The organism is Lactiplantibacillus sp. B652, assembly GCF_023806745.1.
Classification (GTDB): domain Bacteria; phylum Bacillota; class Bacilli; order Lactobacillales; family Lactobacillaceae; genus Lactiplantibacillus; species Lactiplantibacillus pentosus.
Genome location: NZ_JAMSKY010000003.1, coordinates 277,794 through 290,972, shown reverse-complemented (window position 1 = coordinate 290,972; position 13,179 = coordinate 277,794). Strand labels below are relative to the sequence as shown.

Genomic DNA, 13,179 nt, shown 5'->3' with positions numbered 1-13,179 from the left:
AACGAGGCTGCCCGGTAGTTTTACTGGGTAGCCTCGTTTGTGCGATTAATTAAAAAGATTATTTTGAGACCTGCTAGTGAATCCGTCGCTTAGAGGTTACTCGACCAAGCGTCAATCCGCTTAAAAGTAAACTTAATAGTGTCAGCCCCAACACCGCCAAATGGTTTTCCGACGCTTCACCGGTCTGTGGCAATGTGCCTGCCGTGGTTGAGTGTGCTGGCGTATGGGGAGTGAGACGCTTCAGACTTGGTGCGACGTTTTCAGTATTCGCAGTGTTGTGTCCTGTTGCTGCCACGTTGGCGGTCGCTGTCGTCACCTCGGTTTGGTCAATAGCAGACGGCGTATCTGATACTGAATCAGCTTGTGCTTCATCAACAACAACTTCAGTCACTGCATCGACTGATTGCTGTGGCTTTTCAGTAACGGTTGGCACTTCCAAACTAGCTTGTAGCTCCAATGTCCGCAGAACTTTTTGGGCATGCGTGTAGGCCTGATCAGCATCCGCCGCAGCAGTTTGCGCATCCGTCAGCTCTTGTTGAGCGTCTGCTGCATTTTCTTTAGCGGTCTGGTAATTTGTCTGGCTAGTCGCAAGTTGTACCTTAGCAGCTTCTAACGCTGCTTTAGCGGCTGCCAATGTTTCGTCGGCATGGTCCAGCTTAGATAAATGAGCTTTAGCCGCGTCGTACTCAGCTTGGCACTGATTTACGAATTGTGTTGCCTTGTCCAACGCTAATTTTGCGGCATCTAGAGAATGGTTGGCAACGTCGAGCTTTTGTTGCTGCGTGTTTAGAACATCGTTAGCTTGTTTCAATTGCGTCTTGGCAGTCGATAATAATTCTTGAGCGCTAGTTAATTCATTCAACGAATGTTGTTTCAGACTGGCAAAGTTATTGAGCTTGTCAGTGATTGCTGTCAACTGTGCTTTAGCAGTAACGACGTGTTGGTTGGCGTTAGTCAGCGCTTCAACTGCATGCTGTGCTTTACCAACCGCTTCCTTAGCGGTATTTGCTGCTGATTGTGCATTGCCTTCAGCGATGGCTTGTACCTGTTTAGCCGCTGATAAAGTCTGGCTAGCTGATTTCAAGGCCGCGGTTTTAGCGTTTGCGTTCGCAGTCGCAGTAGCGAGGGTGGCACTGGTAGCTTGAACGCGAGCTTTAGCATTATCAAGGACCTTTTGTTGGGCAGCTTGAGCATCCGCTAAATTGGCCAATTCTGACTTGATCTTAGCGAGGCTGGTTGTATCGTTCGCTAACTTAGTTTTTAGGCTGGCCAATTTGTTATTAAGTGCCGTCATTTGGTTGGCTAATTGCGTCTGCTTAGTCTTTGCTGCATTTAGTTCAGATTGTGCATTAGTAGCGTCTTGGCGTGCTGTTGCAAGCGTGTCATTAGCAGCAGTCAAACTAGCTTTGGCGTTATTCAGGTTAGTTTGTGCGGTAGTCTGAGCTGTTTGTGCTTTGTTAAGCTGTTGCTTAAGCTCTGATACAGAAACAGCGGTGGCAATTGGAGTTGTGTCAGGTGTACTTCCACCAATATTGGCACTTTCGCGTTGTGTAATGTGAAGCGCTCCGAACTTGTCAAAAGCTAATCCAAGGTAAGACTGATTGTTATAGTCTGAGGAGTCAGAACGTCCACCAATAAGATCGTAAAAGTGTCCCCAGCTATTCTGACCACCATCTCCAAATAGCATAAGAACAATATCGTCCATTACGCTGGACTTTAAGTCTGCCATTGTCACATAGCCATTAATCTTTTGCGTATTGGACAAGAAGGTTTGACCCCAGTCTTCAGAAATCCAATTTCCGACATCTTGTGAACCAACATGATATTTGGCTGCTGTGTCATCCAGTGCGTCGCCAAGATGTTCACCGCTTGTTGCAATGTCACGATTAGCATCCGAATACGCTTGAGCAACATCTTTGGCAATAGCCAAATCTACAATCTGTGACTTGGTATTTAACGTGTCATTACGCCACATATTACGTGCTTGGTTAATAAGATTTAATGCAAAGTTAGTTAATTCTTGATATTGTGCACTAGTTAGATCTGATAGACTTGAAACCTTGGTACTTTGGTCTTTTGCTGATGCATGGTATTGATTGTCTGAATATGATTGTTCTGCGAACTGTTGACAATAAGCATACCATTTCTGCTTATAAGCAGCATATTCCGCATCGGTCATAGCGGCAATTTGGTCCGCCGGCACTAAGCCGTTAACAGCTTTTTCCCAAGCGGCTTTATCAACTTTTAATGTTGGCATAGCAGCAAGCTGACTTTGTAAATCAGCAACAGCCTGTTGGCGTTGGTTTAACGTGGTTTGGGCGTTACTTTGCACTGTGGTTGCTGAGTTGACATTGTTTTGAGCTTGAGAAACTGCGTTATTGGCCGTAGTAGCGTTGGTTGTCTTGTTGGCAACGTCTTTATCCACATTAGCCTTGTTGGTTGTCGTTTGAGATAACGACTGTTGCGTATCTGAAATGTTTTGTTTCCCTTGATCAATTGCAGTTTGTGTTTCGTTAGCTTGTTGAGTTAACTTACCTGCATCCAAGTTGTCCAAGTCTTTTTGAGCTTGGTTTTGCTGTGCAATCGCTGCATCATTATTTTGTTTAGCTTCATCTTTAGCGGCGTTGGCCTTATCAGCTTCCGTTTGTGCAGCAGTTTGTTTGGCTTGTGCATCCGCCGTCGTCTGTTGCGCACTAGTTGCTGTTTGAGCCGCCTTATTAGCAGCATCTTGCGTATTAGTCACTTGATTGTTGGCAGCCGTCACGTTAGCTTGTGCAGCATTCTGAGCAGCCTGAGTCTGGTTGACCAACTGTTGCGCGGTAACTTGTTCCTTCTTGAGACTATCAACGGTCAGACCGTCATAGTCCGCTTGCTTGGCATCAACCTGACTTTGTGCGGTTGCGACTGTCTGCTTGGCGATGTTCGCGTTGTGAGTGGCCTGATTGGTACTAGTCGTTTGGGATTGAACTGTCGTTGTAGCTTGATCAACTACCTGCTGTGCTTGGTGCATCGCATCCTGCGCATTGGTCAAGTGCGTCCCCGCCTGTTGGACAGTAGTTTGGGCTTGTTTGATATTTTCGGGTGTCGCCTGGTTCTTAATTTGTTGAGCAGCATTAACGTTGGTCGTCGCCGTAGCAACCTTGTTAGTAGCGGTAGTCACGCGATTTTTAGCCGCATCTAGCTTGTCTTGCGCATTCTTCGCCGCATTAGTCTTATCAGTCACCAGCTGATGGGCAGTCGCTTGGTTAACTTGTGCTTGCTGGACGTGCTGCTGAGCTTGTTCGATTGTTTGCGCACTGGTGGTCACAGTTGCAGACTGATAGTCAGTCGGCTTGGTGGCTGCCTTGGCGTTAGTCGTTGGGGCCATCCCCGCGCCGGTCGCAATTACGCCAACTAAAGTTGTAACGGATAGTGATATCATTTTACTCATTGTTATGAATACTCCTTTTAAGTAATGTTCAAAGTTGATACAGTTTAATACTGGGAAACGTTGGATTGACGACAAAAAAATATCACGAAACTAGTTAACTGGTTTCCTTGTCGCCTACTCACACGCTAACCCACCTCGATACGGCTGGTAGTGAAGCTAAACCAGCCCTTGCGAAAATTGAATGCCGTTTTCACCCCCCAACCTTCATCGACAGCTGCTAACCAGCGAAAAAGTTAACAGTAGTAAACAATAAAGCGGACTGAATCCTAGAATAACCACCACACTATACTTCTGATAGTATCAAACGTGCCCAAAAATAACAAGCAAACACGCGTATTGTACATTAGTAATCACGTACGACCTGATTATGTCTGCCTAGTTAATGTTTGTCTGTCATTTTGAAGGCCAGCACACATCGCGCAACAAAAAGGACCGATTCATCTTCGAATCGGTCCTCCAGTTTATTTAGATTGTCGCTCTTTCAGCAACCAGGCTTACCATTCATAATCGGTCGCGTCCTGTAGTCCCCGGCCAGTCGCCTTGTCCAACATGATGCGTTGCTCAAAGTGGGCGACATTCCGCTTCGTCTCCTTGACCATATCAGGGTTGACTGAAACATAATCGATACCGCTTTGAATCAAGAAATTAGTGAATTCTGGGTATTCGGATGGGGCTTGACCACAAATCGAAACGGTCTTACCATCCTTGTGCGCCGTCTTGATCAAGTGCCGAATAGCCCGTTTAACGGCCAAATTCCGTTCATCAAAGAGGTGCGCGACCGTATCATTGTTCCGGTCACAACCAAGAATCAACATTGCCAAATCATTCGAGCCAATCGAGTAACCATCCACGAACTGGTTGAATTGATCAGCCAGAATAATGTTGGTTGGGATTTCAGCCATCATGTAAACCTTGAAGTCCGCGCCACGAACTAAACCTTCATTACGCATGATGGTCGTGACTTTTTCAGCTTCGTCAACGGTCCGAACAAATGGGATCATGACGTTCAAGTTCTTCAGGCCAAACTCGTTACGAACCTTCTTGACCGCAGCTAATTCCAGCTTGAAAGCTTCGATATACTTCGGATCGTAATACCGTGAAGCACCCCGCCAGCCTAACAAATCAGCTGGTTCGTGCGGTTCGTACTTGTCGCCACCCTTTAAGTTCCGATATTCACTGGACTTAAAGTCTGAGAACCGTAAGACAACCGGCCGTGGTGCCATTGCCCGAACCACTTTGGCAATCCCATCTGCCAACATATTGACCACTTTTTCAGGATGACCCTGTTCAATCAAGTATAGTGGGTGTTCGTGAATGAAGGTCGTCCAGAGGAATTCTTCACGCATTAACCCGATTCCATCGGCTGGCAAGCTAGAATACTTTTCGGCCAAGTCAGGATCACCTAAGTTCATCATGACACCTGTGGCCGTTGGTGCAAAGCTTTCAGCAGCCACCACTTGACCTGCAGCGGCCGTGGTACCGGACTTCGGTTTGAGCATGCTGGCAACCTTACCTTGGTAAACGACCCCGTTTTTGGCATCGACGGTTACCACGTCACCGGTCTTCAAAACATCCGTTGCGGCAACTTCCTTACTCTTAGTCCCAACGATACATGGAATCTGCATCTCACGCGACACAATCGCAGCATGGCAGGTCATCCCACCATTATTCGTGACGATTGCGGCCGCTTTCTTCATCGCAGGTACCCAGTCAGGTGAGGTCATCAAGGTAACTAAGACTTCGCCCTTCTTGAATTGGTCAATGTCCTTTGGGTTATCGATGACGTGAACAACACCGCTGGCTAAGCCAGGACTAGCTGGTAACCCCCGGACGACCACTTTTGCATCCGCTTCATCGACCACGTCAGCATCGTCCTCGGCGTCTTTCTGCTTGTTGCGTTGTGACCATACCGTTTCAGGCCGGGCTTGCACGATCCATAAGCGATTGGTATTCGTGTCTAAGGCGTATTCCATGTCCATGTAGCAGCCATAGTGCCGTTCGATTTCCTTCGCGTAGCCGGCTAATTCGATCACTTGGGCATCCGTTAAGACTGGTTGACCTTGCAGTTCTTCGGGAACGGGTTCTTCCTTAGTCCCGCCGCCTGGTAACCGTGTCAACTGAACAGGTTGCTTGATGATGTTCTTTTCAACGATTTTCATCGATTGCTTATCGATAACAAAATGGTCTGGGGTGACTTTCCCTAACACGATGTATTCACCTAAACCATAAATCGCATCAATGACGATTTTAGACGCGTCACCATCAGCCACGTTAACGGAGAACATGATTCCTGAGGCCTTTGAGAAGACCATCATCTGAATCGCAGCGGAAAGCGCCACTTTTTCATGTGGGAAATGCTGCTTGTGACGATAGTAAGTCGCCCGGTCAGTAAAGAGTGAAGAATAGCATTGTTGCACCCGGTTGACAACGTCCGCAGCCCCTTTGATATTTAAGTATGATTCTTGTTGACCTGCAAATGAGGCATTTGGCAGGTCTTCAGCGGTCGCAGACGACCGAATCGCCACGAAGGGATCCGTTTGACCGACTTTTTCAGCTAACTGGGCATACGCCGCTTCAATATCAGCGGCTAAGTCCGCGGGCATCGTCGCGCCGACGATCAAATTACGAATTTCTTCGCAGACCCGATGCAATTCATCAGAATTTTCATAATCCGAGATACTTTCTAGGAGCGCATTCACCCGATCGTTTAAACCAGTCTGGTGCATGAAATACTGGTATGCACGTGCGGTGGTCGCAAAACCATATGGTACGGGAACGTCCATCGAGGATGTCATTTCACCCAGTGACGACGATTTCCCGCCCACCAGGTTCACATCTTCGCGGTGCAATTCATCAAACCATAAAACGTTTGCTGTGTCACGACTACTCATAAGATTACCTCCCTGTATTTCTTCGCTTGAATAATAATGATTGACAATCTAAAGTTAACTTATGTAAGCGTTTACATTAACCAACTATATTGTAGTTCATTTTTGCACAAAGTAAAACCTATTTTCATAAATTTTCGAGATAAATATGATTAGTGTTGTTGATTAATCACTAACAAAAAAATTAATGTAACGCTTGTAAGTTAAGGGATGCCGAACCACCTTATTTTCATAATCATCCCACTTAGAGCAGTTAGCCCCAGTAAAATTAATGAATTAACAAACTTACTTCACAAGTTGGAATTTCGAGTCAAACAGTGTGACCAGTCGACACCCTCCCCACGGGGCAATTTTTACCGTGTTGGCACTGATTATGTGCAGATCGAGTCAATGTCAAAAAGCGGTGACGCTTGCCGTGTGCACGCACCACCATGGGCACTAACTGCAAATCGCTTGCATCGTCGCATGTCAAATTTGGTTGGCTCCGCTGAAAAGTCGCATTGCTAAGCGATGATTCTTGCGACTCATTCAAATTAAGCTTACCTTATAACCATACCTGTTTACAGGACTAAAAACGATAACGAGGAGCTTTGCAATGTCCATTAATGATAGATTTACACTAACGCCGAGTGACCAACAACTCGCCATAGACCAGCATTTCATACCCATCATACACGCGCTATCACGCTTCGAAGATGTTCAGACGACCCGTGAACAGACCAAAGCCATCGTTAACGGTGATCCGACGATGAACGTCTCACCTGAAGACCAAGCCATCGTCCTGCGACTTAAACGGGGCCTGACATACATTATCGAACACGATGGCCCCTATCAGCTTCAAACTTCACTTGCCATTAACGACATCGTTGCCCAAGACGAAGCGCTCGATTGGGGCACGCTACGAACTGGACAGATTCAAATCGGTGGTGTCGACTTTGTCCCGCCAATTCCAGTCCAAGCAACGGTCGAAACACAAATCACGCGTATTTTAGCCAGCCACACGAGTCTCACCTATCGCGCCCTGTTACTCATGTTTAACATCATGCGCGCCCAGCTGTTTTGGGACGGCAATAAACGGACTGCGTTTCTAACTGCTAATTATCTCATGTCGCATGCCGGTGTGGGACTGGTCTACGTTACCGAGAACCAACTAACCACTTTCCATCAGTTGCTGAGTGCCTATTATGAAGCTGGTGCAGGGTCGGCACTCACGAAGCTGATTCAGTGGACGGCTGAAAATTGTATTCATGGTCCTTCGACATTAAAATCCTAGGAATATCAGCGTAACCGTTTACTCGGGCACAGCGCGTTAACTTTTGCACGTCGTTTTTGACTTGAACATGACCTTACCACCTCATCAGCCATCACGATTCACCATTCAGCGATGGACCTGTTCATCCAACTCGCCTCGCCCCAAAAACAATGGTCACTACCATTTTCAAACACCAAAAGCGCCGTACAGACAACGATTTGTTGACAGTGTACGACGCTTTTAATCAAATTTAGGAATACTCAGTGTCCCGAATTCAGTAATTATCGCTTCATCCGCCGCAATCCCGTTCCTCAGCATGCCAAGGATCCGTGACCAGAATTGGACCGTGGGCCGTCTTCATCATGATTTGTGAGGCCCGTTGATTCGCATATTCTTCCAGCGAAAAGCCCAACTGACCGTGCACGACCTGGATGTCAGCGTGTGCACCAGCAATCACTTTTAATCGCTCAATCAGCTGCAGTGCTTGGGCTGGTGACATCGGTGCTGGGCGCTGCATAATGATGTCGAGGTCCGAATTTGGATTGACCATGGGTAAGCCGGTCGCCAATTCAAACTGGAGACTACCACCGACGCCCCAGTCATAAGCGGACAGTAAGGACTGCACGCGCGCTAATTTTTGAAAGGCTGGTAATTGACGCCGAGCCGCTGTTAACTCTGGCAACCGGTTCAATGCCATCGCGGGGGTCACGGGCGCTTGCCAGTCGGTTGGCATGATTGCCGCCGCAAAGCGTTGCGACTTTTGGTAGCCGCGAATGCCGACTGGAATCGTGGTCGTTTGCGGCCCACGACGGACGATTACGACCGGAGTTGCCGCTAACATGTCTGTGACCCAAGCCGGTAATGGGCCACTGGTCAGTAAAACATCAGGTGATTGTAAACTGACCAGTGTATGCGGGGCTAGTCGGCCCATTGTTCTGCCATTAGCCGCCGGACTTGATTGGTCGCCTTGCGTCCGCCCGCTTCACCGTTCACCGCAATCGGGTTCGTATACCGGAAGCTTAAATCAGTTGAGGTATCATCCAAACTAGTTAACGCTTCGTCTAAAGCTGCCTTGACCTTGCTGATCGCTGCTTGGTCGGTGTCGGTCCCTTTGACGCCTTCAATCAGTCGATACAGTGCGCCTAATTTTTGATAGTTTTCAATATCATACGCCATGGCAGGCACGTGTTGCGTCGCCGCTTCCAGCTCTGCAATCGTCCGTTGCGTGATACGCGCAGAACTAGCTTTACTCATGGCTTGCACGGTGATGTCCAAATCATCGAACGCCACTAATCGATTCGACTGTAAGCCGTGTGCTAAGAAACCACCAGACACCGCGTCACCCGCAATCAAAGCGACCACTTTATGGCCAGCTTGCCGCGCCCGAGCATACGCACTGGCACTCGCGGCTAACGCCATGTGAATACCAATCAACTCTTCATTATATCCATAGGCTTGGCTAGGCACATCCACGACCATGATGATGGGCGTCTTCGTTGTCTTGTCAGCATCTGCCGCAATCAAATCATTGACGACACTGGCGACCGTATACCCTTCTTGCAACCCAACTTCACCATGCCGGACGCGTGGAAAACGGTTCTGTGCATCCGCCACGATTGCAATGTATTCGCGCTGGTCGACTTGGGCATGCAACACCGTTGAAACATCACTTTGAGCATTGGTAATGCCGGTCAGGTTTTCAAACCAAGTCCGCCCACGAGAAGGCGTTGACTGATTTTCGCCGCTAGTTGCTGGGGCTAGATGATGGGGTGTCACCGTCACTTGTTTAAATAACTTGTCATAGGCTGGAATCGTCAACTTTTCACTCGGATCCAGTTGGTCGAGCAGTGACAAGTAAAAGTCGCCGCGCTGGTCACGATGACTATCCTGATGGGTCGCAATTGCCGCACTCACCGCATCGCGGAAGGCCGTCACGTCGTCTTCAATGACTTCATCGATGATGCCAGTTGCTTGGCGTTGCGTCGTCCCTAACGTATCCCAAATGAGATTTTTATCACTCGCATCCCACTCACGGACGCCGGCTTCCTGTTCAATGACTTCCGGACCATTCAGTCCGATGCGGGCTTGATTGGTGCCAATCACGTACGACAACAAGGCATTGGTGATCGACATGCCGCCAAACGACCCCACCCGTCCAGGAACAAGGCCAATCACGGGCACGTATTTTTTGAGCGCCACGACCATGTTATGAATTTCAGAAATCGATAATAAGCCGTAGTTGGCTTCCTGTAACCGCACGCCGCCAGTATCCAGAATAATCACGGGATAGATGCGATGACCGGCCTGATTATCTGCCAACGCTTGCTCGAGCGCCGCCACGATTTTAGCCCCACTGACTTCACCGATCCCGCCGCCTTGAAAGGCCCCTTCAATCGCGATGACCACCAAGTCATGGTCCGCTAACCGGCCCTTCATAATGACCACGCCATCGTCACTTTCCGGCACGATCTGTTGTGGTTCCAAGTGCGGTGAGATCATGTTATCAAGCGGTCCAATCAGTTCGCGGGTGGAACCAGCATCTAATAAGGCTTCGGCCCGCTGGCGGGCGTGTAATTCTACAAAACTATTGCTCATCGTTCAACGCCTCCATTGCTTGAGTCAGTCGCAAATTGACAACGCCAGGCGTCGCCCCGAAGTCGTTAATTTCAAACTCGGCCAGGAGTGGGTAGCGGTCAAAATAGCGTTTCAACACATTTTGCCAGACCGTTTTAAAGCCATCACTCCCCGTTACAATCGATAATTGGGCTTCATCGGCCGTTGTGGGGCGCATGATGACCTCTAAATCGCCAGAAGCAACGACCCCGATATGAACCGGGTGGTCGATTGGTTTGGAAGCCGGAAAGTTAAAGTGTAATTTTTCCATAATCGTTATTCCTCATCTTTCAATCTGATTCAACTTTCAATCTAATTCAACGTTACGACCAGCTACGGAACTTAGCCGGCGGATTGTAGAGGCCGTGTGACCACTGGACTAAGTCGGCCATATTTTGCGCGGCCAGTAGCGAACGTGTCGCCTGGGTCCGCCGCACACCTAAATCTTCTGGTAAGGCGACAATGCCGCGTGCCCGCAAATCTTGGACGACTGCGGGATCACTACGAAGGCCAACCGGCGTCACACCGGCAATCGCTTCAATTGCCGCTTGGCGTTCCGCCATACTATCGGTCTTGTAGAGGTAAGCGATCCCTTCTTCAGTCACGATGTGGGTCGTGTCTTCCGAATAAATCATGATTGGGACGTTCTTCAGTTTAGCTTCCTTTTGCACAGCGACCGCGTCTAATGAATCCACAAAGACTGGGCGTTTATTAGCGCCATAGGTCTCAACCATTTGAACGACCAGTTTTTGACCTTTGCCTAACGGATCATTGTCCGGACGTAAACTCTGCCAAGCGGGCGTCGAGTGCCGACGACCACTTGGATTGGACCCCATATTTGGCGCACCGCCAAAACCAGAGAGCCGCCCGTGTGTGACGGTCGATGAATTCCCATACTGGTCGATTTGTAAGGTCGAGCCGACGAACATGTCTAAGGCGTACTGCCCGGCCATTTGCCCGAAGGCCCGGTTAGAACGCATCGTCCCGTCTGGTCCCACAAAGAAGATGTCGGGTCGCGCTGAAATGTAATCGCCCATGCCGACTTCGCCACCGAATGAGTGAATCGATTGGATCCAGCCAGATTCAATCGCAGGAATCAAGGTTGGTGTCGGGTTAACTTCCCAGTTTGGCACGATCTTGCCCTTCAATCCTAACTGTTCCCCATAAGTCGGGAGCAGGAGCTCGATTGCGGCGGTGTTAAAGCCGACCCCGTGATTGACCGACTGAACATGGTGTTTGCCATAGATTCCCTTGATGGCCATCATCGCCATCAAGATTTGCAGTTCAGTGATGTTCTGCGGGTCACGCGTAAACAATGGTTCCAACTGGTATGGCTGGTCGGCCGGAATGACCACATCGACCCAGTCTCCCGGAATATCGACTCGTGGCACGCGATCCACGACTTGATTGGCCTGAACGATGACGATGCCGTCATGGAACGCAGCTGCTTCAACGATGACCGGCGTTTCTTCGGTGTTGTTGCCTGTATACAAGTTACCGTCCTTATCGACTTGATCCGCAGCCACTAATACGACGTTTGGAATCAAATCAACGTAGAGGCGCGCATATAATTCCAAGTAGGTGTGAATATCGCCAATCACCAAACTGCCATCCGCAATCATTTGCGAGACCCGCGTACTCTGTGGACCCGCAAACGAGAAGTCGAGCTTGCTGGCGATGCCGTCTTCGAAAATATCGAGGTGTTCTGGTCGAGAAATACTGCTCATAATCATGTGCAAATGATTGACCTTTTCCGGGTCGACTTGGGCTAAGGTTTGAGACAAAAAGCTCGCTTGCTTCTGATTGTCACCTTCCAAAACGACGCGGTCACCACTTTGAATCAAGCCTTCTAGAATGGTTTTAGCATCCTTCGTTTGTCCAAACTTGCCGTTCAGCCAAGATTGCATCGCCGTCAGCTTGGCCTACTTGGCCGTCCGTCGTGATGCCCAATTATGTTCTTCACTCATTTAATTAGTCCCTCGCTTCCATTTATTCAATAAGTACTGTGCGTCATCTAGCGACGTTTGATTTAAATCGATCTGCCGAAGATCGCCAAAGTCTTGTTGTAAGACGTGGCGAAACGGGCTTCCGGGCGCAAAATTGAGAATCGCATCCGGCTGGTAATTCAGTGCGACCTGACACATCGCTTCAAAATAGACCGGATGTACCAAGTTACTGACCAAGTCTTGTCTGACCTTGGCCGCTTGCCGGGCTGCATGGCCTGAATAATTCGCCAGATACACGCCAGTCGGTCGCTGAATCGGCGTCGCTTGAGCCGCTGATGCCAATTGCTCGGCAACAGCGGCCATTAACGGCGAATGCGACGGTACCGGCACCTTTAATCGCAGTGCCTTGGCTGCTCCAGCCTGCTTAGCCAGCGTCAACACTTGGTCAATCGCGATGAGTTCACCCGCAATTGCCGTTTGGTCGCTGGCATTTTGATTGGAGACATACACTGGATGTGTCGCCGTATGAACCTGTTCGACCAAGGTCGTCACCGCCGTACGGGTCAAGCCAACAATCACGCCCATCCCGTAACCATGGGGATAAGCCGTCTGCATCAATTCCGCGCGCCGTTTGACCAATCGAAAACAATCATCACGTGTCAGACTGCCAACCGCATAGGCTGCCGCAAACACGCCTAATGAGTGCCCTGCAACAAGACTAGGCCGTTCGCCGGCCGCAATCAGCTGGTCCACTTGATTCACTTGCAGGAGTGTAATGCTGACTTGCAGTTGTACCGAATCTTGATAACCCTGTGCTGTATCCAATAATTTCAGTCCGAGTAATTGTTCAACATGCTGTCGTAACGGACCTGGAACGTGCGTAAGCATCCCAGCACGCTGCCCACCTTGGCCAGGAAAAATCCATAACGCTTTCACCATGCAGCCTCCTTTCAGATACCCATTCAAATCGATCTCACAAGCTTAGTGTATGCCGAATTGATTCTGTTGTATAATGAATTAAAGTTATATTAATAACCGTTAGTTATGAAT

At 48.9% G+C, this 13,179-nt stretch carries 8 protein-coding genes; 1 reads left to right on the top strand and 7 read right to left on the bottom strand.

The window, feature by feature from the left end; all coding sequences use genetic code 11:
• Positions 1–73 precede the first annotated feature (73 nt).
• Entirely contained in the window at positions 74–3,430 is a 3,357-nt protein-coding gene (locus tag MZO40_RS06135; RefSeq protein ID WP_105961974.1) for an SEC10/PgrA surface exclusion domain-containing protein, read from the bottom strand.
• A 494-nt stretch (positions 3,431–3,924) separates the two neighbouring features.
• Positions 3,925–6,321, bottom strand: coding sequence for a phosphoenolpyruvate synthase (gene ppsA / locus MZO40_RS06130; protein WP_105920056.1), 2,397 nt, complete (start codon positions 6,319–6,321; stop codon positions 3,925–3,927).
• A 592-nt stretch (positions 6,322–6,913) separates the two neighbouring features.
• On the opposite strand from ppsA, the gene MZO40_RS06125 reads away from it, so the two are divergent.
• A complete protein-coding gene (locus tag MZO40_RS06125; protein ID WP_252133164.1) occupies positions 6,914–7,591 on the top strand; it encodes a Fic family protein in 678 nt (225 codons plus the stop codon).
• 268 nt (positions 7,592–7,859) lie between these two features.
• Here MZO40_RS06125 and MZO40_RS06120 read toward each other — a convergent pair whose 3' ends face one another.
• From MZO40_RS06120 to MZO40_RS06100, 5 genes are read right to left on the bottom strand one after another with little or no spacing between them, the layout of a single operon-like run.
• A complete protein-coding gene (locus MZO40_RS06120; RefSeq protein WP_105961971.1) occupies positions 7,860–8,501 on the bottom strand; it encodes a malonate decarboxylase holo-ACP synthase in 642 nt (213 codons plus the stop codon).
• Complete coding sequence (gene mdcD, locus MZO40_RS06115; RefSeq protein WP_105961970.1) at positions 8,489–10,165, bottom strand: biotin-independent malonate decarboxylase subunit beta; 1,677 nt, start codon at positions 10,163–10,165, stop codon at positions 8,489–8,491. The genes MZO40_RS06120 and mdcD overlap by 13 nt, the downstream gene beginning before the upstream one ends.
• Positions 10,155–10,454, bottom strand: a complete 300-nt coding sequence (locus tag MZO40_RS06110; protein ID WP_050338565.1) for a malonate decarboxylase subunit delta — start codon at positions 10,452–10,454, stop codon at positions 10,155–10,157. The genes mdcD and MZO40_RS06110 overlap by 11 nt, the downstream gene beginning before the upstream one ends.
• Before the next feature lie 52 nt (positions 10,455–10,506).
• Positions 10,507–12,090, bottom strand: a complete 1,584-nt coding sequence (gene mdcA / locus MZO40_RS06105) for a malonate decarboxylase subunit alpha (protein WP_252133163.1) — start codon at positions 12,088–12,090, stop codon at positions 10,507–10,509.
• Between the two features lie 60 nt (positions 12,091–12,150).
• Positions 12,151–13,068: an acyltransferase domain-containing protein gene (locus tag MZO40_RS06100; protein ID WP_225367266.1), complete on the bottom strand. Its 918-nt coding sequence runs from the start codon at positions 13,066–13,068 to the stop codon at positions 12,151–12,153.
• Positions 13,069–13,179 lie beyond the last annotated feature (111 nt).